We start from the raw sequence: 19762 nt of genomic DNA, 5'->3' as shown, positions 1-19762 counted from the left end.
ACGGGCGTTCGAGGGCTTTTTGCGACCACCACAGCGTGGCGCCGAGTGCGACACACACGGCGACCAGCAGCAGGGTATTGAGATTGGTGAGCAACTTCAGGCGCATGACGACTACCAACGGCAGAAATGGTAAGCGCCTGAATTTATTGCGGTTCTGTTACAGGGTTATGACCGAATCAGTGGAATCTGATGAAAAGGTGGCACTTTGCTTTGATTCCCGCGCCGACTGCACGCGATTGCGCCCGGCACCCTTGGCGCGGTACAGCGCCTCGTCGGCCTGGCTGGCCATCATCAGGCTGTCGCAGTCGTCGTGCATTTCCACCACGCCGGCGCTGAAGGTGCACCACAAATCCTGCGGTTGTGCCGGGTAATGGATTTCGGCGAAGCGCTGGCGGATTTCGTCGAGCACTTTGTGCGCAGCCTCTATATCGGTGTCGGGCATGACGATGGCGAATTCTTCGCCGCCGTAACGGCCGATGAAATCGGTCTTGCGCAGACGCTGCTTGAGGAACAGTGCGAGGCTCTTGATCACGCGGTCGCCCATCGGGTGGCCGTGGCTGTCGTTGACCCGTTTGAAGTGGTCGATGTCGAGCATCGCAAAGCTCAGCGGCTTGCTCTCGCGGCGGGCGCGGAACGAGCAGTCTTCGAGCAATTGCAGAATGTGCGTGTGGTTGTACAGACCGGTAAGGCTGTCGCGCACCATCCGTGCTTTCAGGTTGCGCGCGCGGGCGGCGCGGTTGCGCACGGTGGTGATCAGGTGGCGCGGCTTGATCGGTTTGGTCAGGAAGTCATCGCCGCCCTCGCTCATCGCGTCGAGCTGTTTGTCCAGATCGTCCTCGGCCGACAGATAGATGATCGGCACGCTGACATAACGATCGTTGTGGCGAATCACTTTGGCCAGCTCGGTGCCGGTGCAGGCCGGCATGTACATGTCGAGGATGATCAGATCCGGCTGGAAATCCGCCAGTTCGGCCATCGCCTGAATCGGTTCAATCAGCGTGCGCGTGACGATGCCGGCGCTGTTGAGCAGACGCTCGGTGTGCAGGGCCTGCGCACGCGAGTCGTCGATGATCAGCACTTTATAAGGTTCGTACTGGGCGACGCAGGTGAGGACCTCGATTTTCTCCAGCAGGCTCGACGCTTCAAGGGTGCCGGTGAGGAATTCCTGGCCGCCGGCGCGCACGGCGGCGAGGCGGGTCGGGGTGTCGGTTTCGTGCAGGCTGAAGAACAGCAGCGGCAGCGGTTCATCCAGACCGACCTGCGCTTCGGCGGCGAGTTTCAGGCCGATGCCGGCCCCGCTGAAGTCCACGTCCATGACGATGGCTGCGGGCAAGCGCTCGACCATCGACGAACGAAAGGCTGCCACGCTGTCCAGCGCCTGCGCGCTGAGACCGAAGAATTCCAGTTGTTTGGCCAGACGCTCGGCGCGGTCGTGATCCTGCAGCATCACGTAGATCGGCTTGCGCAGCGGCGGCAGGAAGGTCTGGTCGAGTTGATCGCCATGACGCAGGCCGGTGCGCGACAAGCGCTGCATCAAACGATTGAGGTCGGTGATCAGACCGCTGCTGAGACGGCCGCGATTGGCATCCACTGCTTGCAGCGATTGACTGATGTGGTGCGCCAGTTGCGTGTGTTCGGGCTGTTCGAAGCGCTCGGCAAAACGCAGCAGGCGCAAGTTCGCCTCGCTCAGTTCGGCGAGGTCAACGGTGGACCACTCACTGCGTTGCAGGCGCTGCCATATCTCAAGAATCTGACGTGCCTGATGAATTACCCGCTGGGCAAAGTGGTGCTTGAGACGCTCACGGCTGGGGTCTTCTGGCTCGGTCATATCCTGACTACTAGTTAGGCTGCATGCTGAGGGCGACTGGTGGCTCTATGCTAGCACCTCTTTTCCCTTACACGAGCGTCGTACTGCAATAATCTGCAATGCGTCATCATTCAGTTTCTGACCGATCGGTTTTGTTTTCGACCTGCTCGTCGGTGAAGCCCCCGTGTGCCGGGAGCGTAATAGAGGTCGGGTAGTTTTCGGATGAATTTTTTGCCCGCACTTTTATCATCGCGGTGAGTGCGCTTTTCGATTGTTTTCAAGCGCCTGCATGCGGGTGATCGGCCCTCGGCTATCAGGGAAACCCTTAGTTCGGCGCGAAGCGTCATTCGCCCGCATGATTTGCGGCTTATCTTTACTCGCGGGTGCCCGGCTCTGGCACGTTGTTGTATGGTTGTGGTCGAACCGTTGAACCCAAGTGATTGAAAGGATATCGCCATGCTGGACTGGAAAAACCGCGCGGGCAGCGCGCCTGAACGTGCCGCCGAGCCCAAGTCGGCCACCCGCAGCTATGTTGGCGGGCTGCTGTTCAGCCGCGCATTGGCCACGCTGATCGGCATTTATCTGCTGGTGACCATCGGCCTCGGCTGGTACTGGAGCCAGGAGCCGGCGCTGTTTCCGGTCGCACAAAACGCGCAAGTGGCTGCCGAGAAAGAAGGCAAGCAAATGGTCATCGGCTACACCACGGTCGAAACTCTGAAGACCGTCGCCGGCACCTTGCTCAACAAACCGGGCGGCTACATTTCCAACGACCGCTTCCCGCCAGGCCTGTGGATGGACAACACGCCGAGCTGGGAATACGGCGTGCTGGTTCAGGTGCGTGACCTGACCCGTGCCCTGCGTAAAGACTTCGCCCGTTCGCAATCGCAGTCGGCGGAAGACGCCGATCTGGCCAAGGCCGAGCCGCGTTTCAACTTCGACAACAAGAGCTGGGTTCTGCCTTCCAGCGAGTCCGAGTATCAGGAGGGCATCAACTCGCTGAGCCGTTATCAGGCGCGCCTGTCGGATCCGAGCCAGAAAAACGCACTGTTTTATGCGCGTGCTGACAACCTGAACAACTGGCTGGGCGATGTCGGCACCCGTCTGGGTTCGCTGTCGCAACGTCTGTCGGCCAGTGTCGGTCGGGTCAAGCTGAACACCGCGCTGAAAACCGAAACCCCGGCGGTGGGTGAAGTGCCGCAGGTCGATGAGGAAATCGTCGAGACGCCGTGGATGCAGATCGACAACGTCTTCTACGAAGCACGCGGTCAGGCCTGGGCGCTGTCGCACTTGCTGCGCGCTATCGAAGTAGACTTCGCCGATGTACTGGCGAAGAAGAACGCCACCGTCAGCGTGCGTCAGATCATTCGTGAACTGGAAGCCTCGCAGGAACCGGTGTGGAGTCCTATGATTCTTAACGGTAGCGGCTTCGGCGTGCTGGCCAACCACTCGCTGGTCATGGCCAACTATATTTCCCGTGCGAACGCTGCTGTGATCGATCTGCGTCAACTGCTTAATCAGGGATGAGTCATGTCCGATAGCGCGAAAGAGGCGGCGCACCGTGCCGCCTCCGATGCCGAACAAATTGCCTGGGTCGACGAGCAGGACAACCTGCTCGGCGCTCTGGTGCGCGCCGATCTGCGCGAACGCGGGCTGATCGGTCGCGGCACTTACATCATGCTGTTCAATTCCGCCGGTGAGCTTTGCGTGCATCGGCGCACTTTGAGCAAGGCGATTTATCCCGGTTATTGGGATGTCGCGGCGGGTGGCATGGTGCAGGCTGACGAGACTTACGCCGAGTCGGCCGCCCGTGAGCTGGAAGAAGAGTTGGGCGTCAGCGGTGTGGAGTTGACCGCCCACGATCATTTCTACTTCGAAGACACTGGCAACCGTCTCTGGTGTTCGGCGTTTTCCGCCGTCTGGGACGGCCCGCTGAAACTGCAGCCGGAAGAGGTGCTGGAAGCGCGCTTTATTCCGGTCGAGCAGGTCATGCAGGAAATCCGGGAAAAGCCTTACTGCCCGGACTCGCTGGCCGCGTTGAAGCGCTATCTCAAGGCGCAACAAAGCGACGTCGCAAAGAACACATAAATTGGCGCTGATTGGCACTTAGCAATCGGGTTTTTTGCCGTTACACTGCGCGACCTTTTCAAGCTGCACCGAATAGTTTGAGGTTGGCCTGATTGACTGCTGGCCTGTGGGGAATCTGTAGGAGCTGCCGAAGGCTGCGATCTTTTGATCTTGGCCTTTAAAAAAGATCAAAAGATCGCAGCCTTCGGCAGCTCCTACATTTCAGCAATTGAGCCGTCCAGGAATCGATATCCGGTGCAGTAGCGCTGCCCCTGCCTGAGTGGGGCTTCGCGGTCGATGACCTTGCCCAAGGTCGCGATCAGTCTTTGTCCTCCCAAGAGGATTGCCGGTGGCCAAAAAAGCCGCATCCTTCGCCGCCCTTGGTGGCCTGGTATTTTCCACCGACGCAGGTCGTCATTGCCCGGAATGCAGTAAGCCGGTGGACGCCTGTATCTGCAAACAAACCGTGATCCCGGCAGGGGACGGCATTGCCCGCGTGCGTCGCGAGAGCAAGGGCCGCGGCGGCAAGACGGTGACCACCATCACCGGCGTGCCACTGGCCGAAGACGCGCTCAAAGAGTTGGCGACAACGTTGAAGAAACGTTGCGGCACTGGCGGGGCGCTGAAAGACGGGATCATCGAAATCCAGGGCGATCATGTCGAGCTACTCTTGGCTGAGCTGATCAAGCACGGTTTCAAAGCGAAGAAGTCCGGCGGCTAGCAGCCTCTGTGAAATCCATCTGCGGCTTGATCCGGCGCTGAATTCATTCAGATCCGGCGTCGTCTCCATGGTTTTCACAGAGCCTGTTCATGACCGGTTTCTAAACTCCACGCGGTCAGCGCGGTCTACCGCCGCGCTGACGAATCGTCATTTTCATTCTTTAGACTGCGCCAGCCTGCGTTCAGGCGACGCACTATGACTTCTTTATAGGGGACTTCGATGTCCGTACGACGCACACGTAAAGACGATGGCAGCCAATGGACAGTTGCGGACAGCCGCAGTGTTTACGGGATTCGCCATTGGGGGGCCGGGTATTTCGCGATCAATGAAGCCGGTCGCGTCGAAGTTCGTCCGAACGGCCCGAGCAGCTCGCCTATCGACCTGTTCGAGCAAGTCGACCAACTGCGCAAAAGCGGTTTGTCCTTGCCGTTGCTGGTTCGTTTCCCCGACATCCTGCAAGACCGTGTCCGCCAGTTGACCGGCGCCTTCGATGCGAACATCGAGCGTCTGGAATACCAGAGCAAGTACACCGCGCTGTACCCGATCAAGGTTAACCAGCAAGAAGCGGTGATCGAGAACATCATCGCCACCAAGGACGTGTCCATTGGTCTGGAAGCCGGCTCCAAGCCTGAGCTGCTGGCCGTGCTGGCACTGGCGCCGAAGGGCGGCACCATCGTCTGCAACGGTTACAAGGATCGCGAGTTCATTCGTCTGGCGCTGATGGGGCAGAAGCTTGGCCACAACGTATTCATCGTCATTGAGAAAGAATCCGAAGTCGCTCTGGTGATCGAAGAAGCCGCCTCGCTGAAGGTCAAGCCACAGGTCGGCCTGCGCGTGCGTCTGTCGTCGCTGGCCTCGTCGAAGTGGGCGGACACCGGTGGCGAGAAATCCAAATTCGGTCTGTCGGCGGCGCAATTGCTGTCGGTGGTCGAGCGCTTCCGCGCGGCCGGTCTGGATCAGGGCATTCGCCTGCTGCACTTCCACATGGGTTCGCAGATTGCCAACCTGGCTGACTATCAGCATGGTTTCAAAGAAGCGATCCGTTACTACGGCGAGCTGCGCAACCTCGGTCTGCCGGTCGATCACATCGACGTCGGTGGCGGTCTGGGCGTCGACTACGACGGCACGCACTCGCGCAACGCCAGCTCGATCAACTACGACATGGACGATTACGCCGGTGTTGTGGTCGGCATGCTCAAGGAATTCTGCGATGCGCAGGCCCTGCCGCATCCGCACATCTTCTCCGAAAGCGGCCGCTCGCTGACCGCGCACCACGCGATGCTGGTGGTGCAGGTGACTGACGTCGAGAAGCACAACGACGAAATCCCGCAGATCGAAAACAAGGAAGCGTTGCCGGAAACCGTGCAGTGGCTGGTTGACCTGCTCGGCCCGACCGACATTGAAATGGTCACCGAAACCTACTGGCGCGCGACTCACTACATGAGCGACGTGGCCGCGCAGTACGCCGACGGCAAGCTGACCCTGGCTGAAAAAGCCCTGGCCGAGCAGTGCTACTTCGCCGTGTGCCGTCGCCTGCACAACTCGCTGAAAGCGCGTCAGCGTTCGCACCGTCAGGTGCTCGACGAGCTCAACGACAAACTGGCCGACAAGTACATCTGCAACTTCTCGGTGTTCCAGAGCCTGCCGGACACCTGGGCGATCGATCAGGTACTGCCGATCATCCCGCTGCACCGTCTCGACGAAGAGCCGCTGCGCCGTGCCGTGCTGCAGGATCTGACCTGCGACTCCGACGGCAAGATCAATCAGTACGTCGACGAGCAGAGCATCGAAACCAGCCTGCCGGTACACGGTTTGAATGAAGGCGAAGACTACCTGCTGGGCGTGTTCCTCGTGGGCGCCTATCAGGAAATCCTTGGCGACATGCACAACCTGTTCGGTGATACCGACTCGGTGAACATCTACCAGAACGCCGATGGCAGCGTGTACCACGCCGGCATCGAGACCCACGACACCATCGAAGACATGCTGCGTTACGTGCACTTGTCGCCGGAAGAACTGATGACTCACTACCGCGACAAGTGCGCCAGTGCCCGCATCAGTGCCAGCGAGCGCACGCAATTCCTCGATGCCTTGCGTCTGGGTCTGACCCGCTCCTCCTACCTGTCTTCCTGACGGCAGGTTGTCCTTAAACCGGGTTGTCTGAAATTTTCCCCGCAGGCTGTGGAAAATTCGGATAACCCGGTGGGACATATCCCAACTTCCCCGCGAAATCCTTGGCCATCCCGGCCAGCAAAGTCATCCGGTCTGCTTTTCGCGTAGGTCATTTCCTAAGTTGTACTTCGGCACTCTACTCAGCCATGGGTCTCGGCGAGAATCCCCGGCCGCCCCTCCTGTAGAGATCCGCCTATGTTTGATCCAGTCAACGAGCCGACCTTTCGTCTCGATGTAGCGGGTCTGTCCGACGCCTTCGAAGTGCTGGCGTTTACCGGTAACGAAGCCCTCAGCGAACCCTTTGCGTTTGAGATCGATGTGTTGATCGACGATGTGCAACTGGATCTCGCCGGTCTGCTGCACCGTTCGGTGTTCCTGCATTTCGATGCGCTGCGCAACGGTGTGCACGGGCAATTGCACAGCCTGGTTCAGCACGAGCATGGCCCGGGCGTCCGCCTGTGCCGCGCGCGGCTGGGGCCAAAATTGAACTGCCTGGCGCTGCGTTTCAGTCAGCGGGTGTTCAGTGGTTGCTCGGTGCCGCAGATTCTCGCGCAAGTGCTCAAGGAACACGGGATCAGCGGTGGGCAGCGACGCTTCGAGCTGGGCGGCGACTATCCGCCGTTGGCGTTCTGCACCCAATACCGCGAGTCCGACCTGCAACTGCTGCAGCGGTTGTGCGCGCAGGCGGGCATCCACTATCACTTCGAGCATCGGCGTGACGGCCATTGTCTGGTGTTCGGTGACGATGTCGCGCAATTGCCTCGGGCCGGTGCCGCGCAATTTGCTGACGTGATAGAAGACGAAGCGCCGGCGGTGCGTCGCTGGCAATTGCACAACGCATGGTCGCCGAGCGAGGGCGGTACGCAAGCGGCGCAGAGGGCCGAGGGCGAAACCGATCTGGCCTGCTTGCGCAGTGGCCGCTGGTTGCCGCTGGCGGGGCATCCATTTGCCGAGTGCAATCGTGAATGGCTGCTGTCCCGCGTTGAACATCACGCTGACATGTCCCTCGAACAGCCTTACGCCAACCGGATTTTCGCGGTCTTGCAGGATGCCGCGCCGGTACCGGAAACCGTACCCGCGCGCCCACGCATGCACAGTTTGCAACGGGCCTGGGTGGTGGCGGTCGACGAGCCGCGTCCGGATCGCTCGCGGCCGGTGGCGGTGCAGTTCGACTGGCTGTATCAGGGCGAAGGCGCTGCGGCCAGTCATTGCTGGCTGCCGCTGGCGCCGGCGTTGGCCGACCAAGCGTTGCCATTGCTGCGCGAAGGGGTCGAGGTGGTGGTGAGTTTTCTTGAAGGCGATCCGGATCAACCGGTGATCAGCGGGGTTTTACAGGCGCCGCTGGCCGATGAAGAGCCTGAGCAAGATACCCCGTTGCCGGAGCAGATCATCACCGAAGGCCTGCCGCAATGGCTGAAGTCGGCGCAACCGTTGCTGCTGCTGTGCCTGATCCCCGGCGGCGGCAGTTACAGCCATTGTCGCGAATCAATCTGCAGCTGCCGGTTGGTCAGTGAACTCGACCAGAGCGGTCGCGGATGAGCGACGTCATGCTCGACCCGCTGGCGCAATGGCTGCTGCTTGATGTCCAGGAAGCACCGCAGGCGCTGAAGAATCTGCGTGAAGAGTTTGCCGGCTTGCGGCACTTCTGGCTGTTCGATGCCACGGAGTTTCAACCGCTGCGCGAGCACGGGCCTTTATTGATCGAGTTGCACGACAGCGAGGCGCTGCTGGAATGCTGTCAGCGCGACCCGCAGACCTGGCGCGGCTTGTTGCTGGATAGCGAAGTGTCGAGCGCGGAATTGCTGCAGCACTTGCGGCGCATGCTCACCGTGTCGTTCGGCCTGCATCACCGGGCGCTGCTGAGTTTCTACAACCGCCAGACTGCGAGCTATTTCTTCGACGCTTGCGATGCCCGCGAATTGAGCCGCTGGCTCGGGCCAATCCAGCAGTTACGTTGGTACGGCGGCACCTGGGCCGACCGGGCAATCGGCAGTCACGGCTGGCAGCAATTGCGCAATCCACGCTTGGCGGTGGCGCCGCTCGGGGTTGAAGAAAATCTGACCGCGCAGCAACGCGAGCGCCTGCAAACCTGTCTGCTGGAGCAGCACATCTGGCGCTGGTGCCAATCGCTTGGAACCGACTACGCGGCGATGGCCTCCCATGTTCAACAAGGTCTGGCGCTGGGCTTCAGCGACCGTGGCGTGCTCGACGGCTGGTTATGGCTACGCTTGCTGCATCCGCGCGCTGTGTTGGTGCCGCCGCCGGCGGGATTGACCCAGCAGGAAGGGCTCGACCATGTGCGTCTTCAGTGGCAGAACGATCAACCCTGAATCAGAGGTTCGGCATCCATGGCAGGCACTTTGCGGCAACGGTTTGGCGTGCTGATCGGCGGGATTTTACTGTTGGTGCTGGGCGGTTGTTCGCCGGTGAAGGTGCTCAACGCCCTGACGCCCGAAGAGACCTTCGATAAAACCTCTGGCATTGCCTATGGCGATGATCCACGGCAGAGGCTCGACGTCTATGTGCCGCGTCATCCGCTCAAGGACGCGCCGGTGGTGGTGTTTTTCTACGGCGGCAGCTGGAACAGCGGCGACCGTGGTGACTACACCTTTGTCGGCGAAGCGCTGGCGTCGCGCGGAACTGTCGCAGTGGTTGCGGATTATCGGCTGTATCCGCAGGTGCGTTATCCACTGTTTCTCGAAGACGGCGCGCGGGCGGTGGCGTGGGCCAAGGCACACATCAGCGAATATTCAGGGAACCCGCAGCGCCTGTATTTGATGGGGCACAGCTCCGGCGCCTACAACGCGGCGATGCTGGCGCTGGATGGCGATTTGCTGGGGAAGGTCGGCATGTCGCCGAAAGATCTCAGCGGATGGATCGGTCTGGCCGGGCCGTATGATTTTCTGCCGATCGAGAACCCTGATGTGCGTCCGGTGTTTTTCTGGCCGAATTCGCCGCCGCAATCGCAGCCGATCAACCATGTCAGTCGCGGCGCGCCACCGGCGTTGCTGATTGCCGCGAGCAAGGATGATCTGGTCAATCCGACGCGCAACAGCGGCGGCCTCGCTCGCAAACTGCGCGAAGCCGGGGTGCCGGTGCAAGATTTGTATTACTCGCGGCCCAGCCACATCACATTGGTGGCGACACTGTCGCGACCGTTGCGGCGATTGGCGCCGGTGCTCGATCAGGTGGTCGGCTTCATCGAGCACACGCCCACTCAGTGAGCGCCGCCGTTGAACCAGCCGTCATTGCGTTTGAGCCACAGCGCTTGCGCGCCGAGCGTCAGGCTGCGCAAGACCATGAACAGCAGAAACGTTATCCACAGGCCGTGATTGCCCAGACCTTGCAGCGCCCAGGCGAAGGGCAGCAGCAGAACCACGGTCATCAACATGCCATTGCGCATTTCCCGCGCGCGGGTGGCGCCGATGAACAGGCCATCGAGCAAGTAGCTCCACACCGCAATCAACGGCAGCACGGCGAGGTAGGGCAGGTAGATAAATGCGGTGTCGCGCACGCTCTGGATGTTGGTCTGCATCTCGATAAACAGATGCCCGCCGAGCAGAAACAGCACGGCAAAACCGACGCTGGCGATCAATGACCATCCGCCAGCCACCACCAACGATCGACGCAACGCGAGGCGATCACGCGCGCCGATGGCGTGGCCGCAGAGGGCTTCGACGGCGTGGGCCAGACCGTCGAGGGCGTGGGCGGTCAGCAGCAAGCCGTTGAGCAGCAACGCGTTGGCGGCGACGGTCGCATCGCCCAGCCGCGCGCCTTGCACAGTGATCAGGAAAAATACCGATTGCAGGGCGAGGCTGCGGATGAAAATGTCGCGATTGACCGCCAGCAACGGGCGCCAGCTCTGCCACAGCTTCAACGCCGCCCAGGCAATGTGCCCCGGATACGCGCGCAGGGCTTTGCGGGTCATGTAGAGGCCGAGCAGGGCGCCGCTCCATTCGGCGATCACCGAAGCGCGGGCCGAACCGACCACGCCCCAGTCCAGACCGATGACGAACCACAGATTGAGGGCGATGTTGATCAGGTTGGTGCTGAGCAGAATCGCCAGCGGCGCCCGCGCGTTCTGCGTGCCGAGGAACCAGCCGACCAGCGCGTAACTGGCCAGCGCCGCTGGCAGGCCGAACAGCCGCGTATGGAAAAACTCCCGGGTGAGCTGATCCAGCTCCGCCGACGGCTGCATGAAATGCAGAGCCACGCCGCTCAACGGCACGCCGAGGGTGCCGAGCACCAGCGCCAGACCCATCGCCAGCAGCAACCCTTGCAAGAGAATCTGCCGCAACGCCGCACCATCGCTGCGCCCGGCGGCTTGCGCGGCAAAACCGGTGGTGCCCATGCGCAGAAATCCCATGGCCCAGGCGAGAAAGGTGTACAGACTGGCGCCGACCGCCACTGCGCCCAATTGATGGGCGTGGGGCAAATGGCCGATGACAGTACTGTCGACCAGCGCCACCAGCGGCACGGAAATATTCGAAAGGATCATCGGCGCAGCCAGCGCCCAGACCTTGCGGTGAGTCGGGCGGTCGCGCCAGTCGGTGGTCAGGTTGGACATGCGGGCTCCTTGGGGGAGCGGCATTGTAGCGATTAACGCAATCCCCTGTAGGAGTGAGCCTGCTCGCGATAGCGGTGTGTCAGCTAAAGATGTTTCAACTGAACCACCGCTATCGCGAGCAGGCTCACTCCTACAGGAGGGCGGTGGTGTCAGTGAATAATCCAGCTCAGCAACCACAACCCCAGCAACAACCAGATAATCCCGGCAATGATCGACGCATTCATAAACGCCCGAATCGCCGACCACAACAGCATCAACCCGACAATCAGCGCGATGATGCTGATGATCGACGTGTCCATCCCCAGCGTCTTCGCCAGCCCGTCGACAAAGTTGCCGCCGGCATTGCTCAGAATATTGAACAGCCCGCTGAGGCCATCGACGATAAAGCGGATCACCGACCCGAGCGCCTGGCCGAGCCATTCGAAAAAGCTTTCTACCTGCATGTGTGCATCCTGATGAAAGAGCTGAGCCTTGGGCCACAACGCAGGTGGCCGAGTTCCCTGCCACGAGTATGGCCCAATGCAACGCCGAACGGAAAACCTGTAGGAGCTGCCGCAGGCTGCGATCTTTTGATGTTGTTTTTCAAGATCAATGTCAAAAGATCGCAGCCTGCGGCAGCTCCTACAGAGGGCCTTGCCTTCAGCGGGCATCCGCTTGAAGCTATACGCCTTCAGGAGAGCCCGATGAACCTTGTTGAACTGACCGAACGCCTGCACGCCATTCGCGACCGCAATGACTGGCGGCAATTTCACAGCCCGAAAAACCTCGCCATGGCCGCCAGCGTCGAGATGTCTGAGCTGGTGGAAATCTTCCAGTGGCTGAGCGAAGACCAGTCGCGCCAGTTGCCCGCTGACAAACTCGCCCATGCCGGGCAGGAAGTCGGCGACATCGTGCTGTACCTGTTGCTGCTGTGCAGCGAGTTGGGGTTGGACATGAATGAAGTGGTGCGCGCCAAGCTCGCCGACAGCGAACGGCGGTTCAGCTGATGAGCGACCGGCATTTCGATCAGTTGGCGACGCGTTTCGCCGAAAAAATCTACGGCGGTGCCAAAGGCGCGATTCGCCTCGCGGTGTTGCAGGCCGACCTCGCTGAAGCGCTGCCGGATCGGCCGTTGCGCGTGCTCGACATCGGTGGCGGCCTAGGCCACATGTCGCTGTGGCTGGCCGAGCGTGGCCACGAGGTGACCTTCACCGAACCGGCCGAGCCGATGCTCGAAGGTGCGCGCCAGCGTTTCGCCGAAGCCGGGCAGACCGCGACGTTTATTCAGGCACCGTGGCAGGCGTTGCTCGGGCAACTCACCGAACCGTATGACCTGGTGATCTGCCACGCCGTGCTCGAGTGGCTCGCCGAACCCCACGCGATCCTGCCGGTGCTGCATCAATTGACCAAGCCCGGCGGCTGGCTGTCGTTGGCGTTCTACAACCGTGACGCGCTGATTTACCGCAACCTGCTCAAAGGCCATTTCAAGAAAATGCGCAAGAACGACATGGCCGGTGAAAAGCAGAGCCTGACCCCGCAGCAGCCCCTCGATCCACGGGAATTGGCAACGCAACTCGAAGGGTTGTGGCAGGTCGAAACTCAGAGCGGGATCCGGGTTTTCCACGACTACATGCCGGTGGAATTCCAGGCCCGCGCCGAACTCGTCGATTTGCTCGAGATGGAGCTCGCTCACCGTCGCCACCCAAGCTTCGCCGGGCTTGGGCGTTACTTGCACTGGATCTGCCGGCCGATCTGATCGGAGCGCGAAATGAAAGCTCAATCCGGGTTATTGCTGATCTGTCTGGGGTTGGCCGCCTGCGAGGGCAGCAATCCTTACGTGGCGCAATCGCGGCCCTTGCCGCCGGCGCCGCCGCAAGCCGCCAACACCTTTGATCGCAGTGCTTATCCGGCGCCGCCGCGTGATTACGGGCGCTATCGCAGCTGGGCCTGGCTCAACGGCCAATTGCCGCCGGGCACGGCATGGGCGGATTCGGCGCAAGTGGCCGAGGCGGTGAGCAACGCGCTGGATCAGCGAGGTCTGCGCCCGCTGCACGACAATCGTCCGGCCGACCTGTTGGTCAGCGCCAATCTGAGTCTGCAAACACGCTTGCGTCAGGTGCAGGACGATTACGGCTACTACGGCGGCGGATACAGTGGCTATGATCGTTATGGTCGGGGTTACGGGATGTACAACAGCGTGCCGATCGTGCGCACGTACTCCGAACAAGTGGTCGTCGTTCAGGTGGATCTGTTCGACGCCGGTACCGGACAACCGGTCTGGAGTTCCAGCGCCGAAACAGGCACCCGTGGCAACCAGAGTGATCAAGCTGATTCGATCCGGGAGGCTGTGGAAAAGGCCATGTCGGCGTATCCTCCCAGTTAGCTTCTTGCAAATGAGAAGCTTGTGCAGGTCATGTCTTCTACCGGAGAAAAACCATGTTCCGTCGTCTCGCCTTACTGGCCATGGCCGCGTTGCTCAGCGCCTGCGCCGCCAATCAGGTCAATCATGACTTCGACGCCAGCCGCGATTTTGCTGCGTATCGCAACTGGAGCTGGAAAGAACCCGCCCTGCAATATCGCCCGGATGATCCACGGATCAAAAGCGACCTGACCGAGCAACGCATCCGCCAGGCCGTCACCGATCAACTCGATCAGCGCGGTTTGCGCCCAGCCGCTGCCGGGGCCAAGGGTGATTTGAGTGTGCAGACTTACTTGATCGTCGAGGATCGTCAGCAGCAAGTGACGACCAACTACGGCGGCGGTTGGGGTGGTCCGTGGAATGGCTACTGGGGCGCGCCGATGTATAACGAAACACGCAACATCACCTACAAAGTCGCGACCATCCAGATCGACTTGCTCGACGGCAAAGACGGCAAACTGGTGTGGCGCGGCAGCGACGAGCAAATGCTCGCCAGCAAACCGAACCCGGAAGATCGCAGCAACGCCATCCGCGAGACCGTCACCCGAATCCTCGCTAACTACCCACCGCGCTGAAATGATGTAAAAAATCCCCTGTAGGAGCTGCCGAAGGCTGCGATCTTTTGATCTGTTTTTTTAAAAGCAAGATCAAAAGATCGCAGCCTTCGGCAGCTCCTACAGGGATTCGTCAGCGTTCGTTTGCAGGCGCGTCTACACTCAATCGCATCAATGGAGGTTGCGCTCGGCAGTGCGCCGGCAAAGGAGTGCGCCATGTCGCCTCGTTCGCAGTTCAATGGCCCGGCCCGGCAACGCGGGGCGATCGGGTTGATGGCGGCTGCCACGCTGAGTGTGGCGCTGGTGGCGATGCTGTTGGTGGTCGACACCGGGCGCTTGTACATGGAGCAGCGCAAATTGCAGCGGGTGGTGGATAACGCTGCGCTGGAAGCGGTGAGCCGTGGCGGCAACTGTCTGCCCGGTTTGACCGCTGCCACTTACGCCGGGCAAAGCGCGGTGCGCAATGGTTTTACCGTCGATGCCAACAACACCCTCGCCACCACTTGCGGATCGTTAGTTACTGCCGCAACCGGACTGCGCACCTTCACCGCCGATGCCACGCAAGCGGCAGCAGTGCGGGTAGTCGGCAGTCACACCCTCACCACCAGTTTTGCCGGCGGCGTGCAGGCGTTGTTCAGCGGCACGTCGGTCAGCCTCAACACCACGCTCAACGCCACGGCCGTCGCCGCGAAACCCCAGCCGACCATCGCCCAACTGAACATTCGCAGCACCTTGGCCACGATCAATACCGCGCAATCGAACATCCTCAATCCGCTGTTTTCCGGGCTGCTGGGCGGCAACGTCAACCTCACGGCGCTGGGCTGGAACGGTTTGCTCAACACCGATATCAACCTGCTCAGCTACCTCAACCAATTGGCGATCAACCTCAATGTCGCCGCCGGCAATTACACGCAGCTGCTCAACACCCAGGCCACGGTCACCCAACTGATTCAGGCCGCCGCGACGGTGGTGCAACTCAACGGCGCGACGGCGGATGTGATCACTGCACTGGGCCAGTTGCAGGTGGCGGCGATCAACGCGGCGCCGGTCAAACTTGGCGATATTCTGCAATTGCAGACCGGCACCACGGCGGCGGGGCTCGACGCCAATCTGCAACTGCTGCAACTGGTGCAGGGCGTGATTCAACTGGCCAACAGCAAAAGCGCGGTGGCGGCGACGTTGCCGATCAGTGTGTTGGGGCTGGCGAATGTCACGGTGAAAGTGAAGGTGATCGAGCCGCCGCAGTTTTCTGCGATTGGTGATCCGGCGCTGGCCAAGGTTGATCCGCTGGGGGCGAACCGGATTTATGTGCGCACTGCGCAAATTCGCACGCTGATTTCAACGAATCTGCCGGTGCTGAGCGGCGTGACCGGGCTGACCAGCGCCGTGCTTGGACTAGTCGGTGCATTGACGCCGACGCTCAATGCGCTGCTGAGTCTGGACTTGGTCGGCACGCTGAACTCGCTGGGCTGTCTGCTTGGCGCGGGTTGCGAGCAACTGGATCCGCAACTGCTGCCGACGCCGCGAATCGACATCAGCCTGGATGTTGGCGGTGCGAAAAGTTATGTCACCGATTTCCGCTGCCCGACGGGCGCTACCGGCACCAAAAGCCTGACCGCCCACACCATCACGTCGATTGCCGACCTCAAACTCGGCAAGATCGACCCGACCAATGCGTTCTCTTCGGCTGCCGAACCGACGGTGGCGCCGTTGGCATTGATCGATCTGGGTATCGTCACCTGCCACAAAATCCTCGGGCTCGGAACCTGTGATGCATCCACCCACGTCCCTTTCGGCGCTGGCGGTATCGGCATCATGCTCGACACCAGCGTCGCGCAAAACTCGCAGGATCTGGTGTTCTCCAGCTCAACGCCGTTCGCCACCCCGGCCAACCTGAAATTGCCGCCGAGCATTCAGGCGGCCGTGCCGACTACCAACATCGTCAACAGCCTGTCGAACACGCTGGCGGGGGTCAACCTGATTGTCTATCGACCGCTGGGCAGCAATCCGTTGGGTGCCATTGTCACCGGCGTCGCGTCACTGATCAGTGACGTCACCAACCGTTTACTCCCAGCGGTCACCGCTGTGCTGAGTCCGTTGCTGGATCCTATTCTCAACAACCTGCTAAAAAGCCTCGGCATCAACCTGATGGACGTCGACGTCGGCGCCAACATGACCTGCGGGCAAACCGGCAAAGCCTATCTAGTCATCTAATCGTCCGCCGAAATCGGCAGTTCAATGCAAAACCGCGCGCCCTCGACCGAGTTGCGCACGCTCAAAAGCCCGCCCATGTTGTCGATGATCCCGTAACTCACCGACAGCCCCAACCCCGTGCCGACACCAATAGGTTTGGTGGTAAAAAACGGCTCGAAAATCCGCTCGAGCAAACGCGGGTCAATGCCGCCACCGTTGTCCTCGACCCACAGCCTGACCTTCACTTCATCACGCTCGGCATAAATCGAAATCCACGGTTTTAAGCTCGAATCCTTCTCACGCTTGCTCAACAACGCATCGCGGGCGTTGACCATCAGGTTGATCAACACCTGCTCCAGTTGATCGACATAACCGCGCACCTGCACCTGAAAACCGGTGTCGCTGATGCGCAGATCCACGCCTTTACCGCGCATGCCTTCAGCCAACAGCGACAACGTGCCTTCGATGGCGGAGGCCGGATTGAACAGTTGTTGCTCGATCTCCGAACGGCGGCCGAACACGCGCATGTGATCGACAACCTTGGCCGCGCGCTGCACCTGCGCGTCGATGCGGTTGAGTTTGTCGGTCAGGTAATCGACCTGCACATCGCCATTGCTCAAGCGCTTGAGCACGTTGACGATAGCCATGCGCATCACGTTCAACGGCTGATTGATTTCGTGGGCGAGCCCCGTGGCCATCTCGCCGAGGGTGGCCATTTTTGCGCTCTGCGTGAGCTGCTGCTGCGAGCGGCGCACTTCGGTGTTGTCGCGACCCACCGCTTGCACTTCGAGCAACTGCCCGCGCTCATCGAACACGCCGCGATCCGACCACACCCACCAGGCATGTTCGCGGCCAGGCAATTGCAGGCTGATTTCGGCGGTGCTCACCGGGTTGTCCGGGGTCAGCAGCGTCAGGCGCTGGACGAAAGCAGCGCGCTGCTCGTCGGACATCCAGGTGCCCAGATCGATGCCCGGCAATTGCTCCGGCGTGCATTCCAGATAGTTAGCCAGTGGCCGGTTGCCGAAAGTCAGGGTCAGATCCGGGCGATAGCGGCAGATCATCGCCGGTGAATCTTCGACCAGAATCCGGTAGCGCTCTTCGCTTTGTTTGATCCGCTCAGCGGCCAGCGTCGCATCGGTGACATCCAGCCACAGGCCAACGGCTTCGACCGGCAAACCGAGGTCGTTGCGCAGCAGTTTGGCCTCGTCGAGCAGCCAGTGATAATCGCCACGGCTGTCACGCAGGCGATAACGCGCACGCACCGAACCTTCGCGCAGCAACTGCCGAGTACGCTGGAAATACACCTCGCGATCTTCCGGATGCAGGCGTTCGATCAGCGCCGCCGAGCTGCAATCTTCCAGACGCAAACCGAGCAGCGGTTGCAGGCTGGCGCTGAAAAACGCTGGTTGCAACGCACCTTCGGCGTAGTGCTGCACGTAAATTACCGCCGGTGAACTGGCGATCAGATTGTCCAGCCGCGCATGGGCGGCGGCGGCCAGTTGCTGCTGGTTTTTGATGTCGCTGATGTCGAGCATGAAACCGACCAGCCGCCGGTGTTCGGCGCTGCCGGTGACTTGCCCTTGCACGCGAAACCACGTTGGCGCCTGCTTGTTATCCGCAGGGTGCAGACGCACGCTTAGGGTCAGCGGCTCGCCGTGTTGTTGCAGGGCGTGCAGGCCGCTGCGCATTTCCTCGCGATCGGCAGGATGGATCTGCGTCAGCCATTCTTCCTGGGTCAATCGTGTCGCCTGCAGATGCAGGGCGGCCGCCAATGACGGTGCCAATTGCACCGCATCGCCGACACCGGGGATTTCCCACCAACCGGTGCCGAGCAAGGTCTGTAGGGATTCCAGACGTTCGTGCTGGCGATGATGCTGCTGCTCACGCAGACGCCCGAGCAACGGCGCCGCCAGTGAACTTGCCAGCCACATCCAGTCGCGCACGGTCAGATAGGGCGCAGCGTGATCAACGTCGTAAAAACCGCAGAGCAGCCATGCGACCACGCCGCGATCATCGCTGTAGGGCACGGCAAAACCGTCGGCGTTGCCGAAGATAATCTGCACCCGCGAATGTTCGTTGAGGCCGTGATGCGCATCGAGTCGCTGCGGCGCGGTGCCGTTCAAACTGTCCAGCGGCGTGCCCAGTCGCTGACCGTCGTGCCACAGCGTCGGCGCGTCATGGGCCTGGAACTGTCGATAGATTTGCCAGCCCTGTTCCTGTTCATCGAGCAGCGCCAATGCCAGACAAGGGATGTGCCAGCGCTGGGCGATGACTTGCAGTTGTTCGCTGACAATCACCGGCAAACGCAACGGGCCGCAACTGCGCAATTGTTCGCTGATTTGCCCGGCGATCACTTGGCAGGCGTCGTGGTGGCGCGCTTGCTGGCGTTCGATGAGCAAGTCGGCGATGTCCATCAACTGCAACAGCCAGCCGTTGCCCCAGCGCTGCGCCCAGCCGCGCAAATGCAGCACCTGATCGCCGAGGCAGGCGAAGTCGAGATCGAGCAGTTGCCCCTGCCAATCACTCGGCTGGCCCTCGATGGCCAGGCAACTGTGGGCGAGCAAGTAGTCGCTCAGTGGCAATGGTTGAGCGTGAGGTTTCTGTTGTTCCAGTACATGGCGCAACGGCCCGGCCATCTGCAACACCGCGCCGTCATCGTCGAGATGAATGTGCAGGCCCAGCATCGGCGAGACCAGAGGCTCCAGCGGTTCTTGAGCGGCGACCGCTGAACGCTTGAGCAACCGCCCGAAAAGTTTATCGCCCACCGTCAAAATTGCAGACTCGATTGGGCGGTCAGATTGGTCGGCAGGCTGGGCACGGTGCCAACTCCCGGCAGCACCAGAAATGGCAGCACTTGATTGAGCTTGCTGACCGGGTAATTGACGCTGACGGTGAGCGTGCCGTTGAGACCTTTAGTGCTGTCGAAAACCGCGCTGGTATCGGTGCCAATCACCAAATTGAACGACGACGGCACCCAAGACAATTGTTGAGTCAGCGCTGCATTCGCAGCATTGACGACCGCCGTCGCATAACCGGGCGTCGTCGGGTCAATGGCGACGCTACGGCGCACCGCTTCAGCCGTCGCCTGATTGAACGATTGCATCATCACGAACGGCAGGCTGTAGCTGATCAAGCCGTAAAACACTGCAAAAAAGATCACGAACACCAAGGCGAACTCAATCGCCACCGCACCTTTTTGCGACTTCCGAAAGCCGTTTTTCATGAGTGCGTCTACCCTGACAGTCACTGCGTAGTATCAGCATAGAATCATTCAGCAAAAACGGAC

At 60.8% G+C, this 19762-nt stretch carries 17 protein-coding genes; 12 read left to right on the top strand and 5 right to left on the bottom strand.

The window, feature by feature from the left end; genetic code table 11:
* Positions 1 to 157 precede the first annotated feature (157 nt).
* Positions 158 to 1828: a diguanylate cyclase GcbA gene (gene gcbA / locus ACP3TY_RS22245; RefSeq protein ID WP_053116907.1), complete on the bottom strand. Its 1671-nt coding sequence runs from the start codon at positions 1826 to 1828 to the stop codon at positions 158 to 160.
* Between the two features lie 435 nt (positions 1829 to 2263).
* Between gcbA and ACP3TY_RS22240 the strand changes: the two genes are divergently transcribed.
* From ACP3TY_RS22240 to ACP3TY_RS22210, 7 genes are all read left to right on the top strand, one after another.
* Positions 2264 to 3331, top strand: coding sequence for a DUF2333 family protein (locus tag ACP3TY_RS22240; RefSeq protein ID WP_053116908.1), 1068 nt, complete (start codon positions 2264 to 2266; stop codon positions 3329 to 3331).
* 3 nt (positions 3332 to 3334) lie between these two features.
* Entirely contained in the window at positions 3335 to 3892 is a 558-nt protein-coding gene (locus ACP3TY_RS22235; RefSeq protein ID WP_282358802.1) for an NUDIX hydrolase, read from the top strand.
* Between the two features lie 328 nt (positions 3893 to 4220).
* Positions 4221 to 4592, top strand: a complete 372-nt coding sequence (locus tag ACP3TY_RS22230) for a translation initiation factor Sui1 (protein WP_007914613.1) — start codon at positions 4221 to 4223, stop codon at positions 4590 to 4592.
* Between the two features lie 219 nt (positions 4593 to 4811).
* A complete protein-coding gene (gene speA, locus ACP3TY_RS22225) occupies positions 4812 to 6725 on the top strand; it encodes an arginine decarboxylase (protein WP_053116910.1) in 1914 nt (637 codons plus the stop codon).
* 234 nt (positions 6726 to 6959) lie between these two features.
* Positions 6960 to 8303, top strand: coding sequence for a contractile injection system protein, VgrG/Pvc8 family (locus ACP3TY_RS22220; RefSeq protein WP_426618499.1), 1344 nt, complete (start codon positions 6960 to 6962; stop codon positions 8301 to 8303).
* Entirely contained in the window at positions 8300 to 9094 is a 795-nt protein-coding gene (locus tag ACP3TY_RS22215; protein WP_426618498.1) for a DUF4123 domain-containing protein, read from the top strand. Before ACP3TY_RS22220 ends, ACP3TY_RS22215 begins: the two co-directional genes overlap by 4 nt.
* A gap of 18 nt (positions 9095 to 9112) precedes the next feature.
* The gene (locus tag ACP3TY_RS22210) at positions 9113 to 9988 is read left to right on the top strand and encodes an alpha/beta hydrolase (protein WP_426618497.1); all 876 of its coding nucleotides are present in this window, start codon (positions 9113 to 9115) and stop codon (positions 9986 to 9988) included.
* On the opposite strand, the gene ACP3TY_RS22205 is transcribed toward ACP3TY_RS22210, so the two are convergent.
* Both ACP3TY_RS22205 and ACP3TY_RS22200 read right to left on the bottom strand, forming a co-directional pair.
* Positions 9982 to 11331 carry an MATE family efflux transporter gene (locus ACP3TY_RS22205; RefSeq protein ID WP_053116914.1) on the bottom strand — a complete coding sequence of 450 codons (1350 nt, stop codon included), beginning with the start codon at positions 11329 to 11331 and terminating at the stop codon, positions 9982 to 9984. The two genes, ACP3TY_RS22210 and ACP3TY_RS22205, sit on opposite strands and share 7 nt — an antisense overlap.
* A 149-nt stretch (positions 11332 to 11480) precedes the next feature.
* The gene (locus tag ACP3TY_RS22200; protein ID WP_007914623.1) at positions 11481 to 11774 is read right to left on the bottom strand and encodes a hypothetical protein; all 294 of its coding nucleotides are present in this window, start codon (positions 11772 to 11774) and stop codon (positions 11481 to 11483) included.
* Between the two features lie 240 nt (positions 11775 to 12014).
* Here ACP3TY_RS22200 and ACP3TY_RS22195 point away from each other — a divergent pair, with 240 nt between their 5' ends.
* From ACP3TY_RS22195 to ACP3TY_RS22175, 5 genes are all read left to right on the top strand, one after another.
* On the top strand, positions 12015 to 12317 hold the full coding sequence (locus tag ACP3TY_RS22195) for a MazG-like family protein (protein ID WP_053116915.1): 303 nt from the start codon (positions 12015 to 12017) through the stop codon (positions 12315 to 12317).
* A complete protein-coding gene (locus ACP3TY_RS22190; RefSeq protein WP_282359306.1) occupies positions 12317 to 13066 on the top strand; it encodes a methyltransferase in 750 nt (249 codons plus the stop codon). The genes ACP3TY_RS22195 and ACP3TY_RS22190 overlap by 1 nt, the downstream gene beginning before the upstream one ends.
* A 12-nt stretch (positions 13067 to 13078) precedes the next feature.
* The gene (locus ACP3TY_RS22185) at positions 13079 to 13693 is read left to right on the top strand and encodes a DUF4136 domain-containing protein (RefSeq protein ID WP_053116917.1); all 615 of its coding nucleotides are present in this window, start codon (positions 13079 to 13081) and stop codon (positions 13691 to 13693) included.
* Positions 13694 to 13746: 53 nt separating this feature from the next.
* A complete protein-coding gene (locus tag ACP3TY_RS22180) occupies positions 13747 to 14304 on the top strand; it encodes a DUF4136 domain-containing protein (protein WP_053116918.1) in 558 nt (185 codons plus the stop codon).
* 195 nt (positions 14305 to 14499) lie between these two features.
* A complete protein-coding gene (locus ACP3TY_RS22175) occupies positions 14500 to 16497 on the top strand; it encodes a pilus assembly protein TadG-related protein (RefSeq protein ID WP_426618496.1) in 1998 nt (665 codons plus the stop codon).
* Here ACP3TY_RS22175 and ACP3TY_RS22170 read toward each other — a convergent pair.
* Together ACP3TY_RS22170 and ACP3TY_RS22165 are read right to left on the bottom strand one after the other, a co-directional pair.
* A complete protein-coding gene (locus ACP3TY_RS22170; protein ID WP_426618495.1) occupies positions 16494 to 19247 on the bottom strand; it encodes an ATP-binding protein in 2754 nt (917 codons plus the stop codon). The two genes, ACP3TY_RS22175 and ACP3TY_RS22170, sit on opposite strands and share 4 nt — an antisense overlap.
* Positions 19244 to 19699 (bottom strand): TadE/TadG family type IV pilus assembly protein, encoded by a 456-nt coding sequence (locus tag ACP3TY_RS22165; RefSeq protein ID WP_053116921.1) that lies wholly within the window; start codon positions 19697 to 19699, stop codon positions 19244 to 19246. Before ACP3TY_RS22165 ends, ACP3TY_RS22170 begins: the two co-directional genes overlap by 4 nt.
* Between the last annotated feature and the right edge of the window lie 63 nt (positions 19700 to 19762).

The organism is Pseudomonas rustica (genome assembly GCF_049959085.1).
In the GTDB taxonomy this organism is placed as follows: Bacteria; Pseudomonadota; Gammaproteobacteria; order Pseudomonadales; family Pseudomonadaceae; genus Aquipseudomonas; species Aquipseudomonas rustica.
Note: the sequence above shows the minus strand (reverse complement) of the source record. Positions and strands in the feature narration are given on the sequence as shown.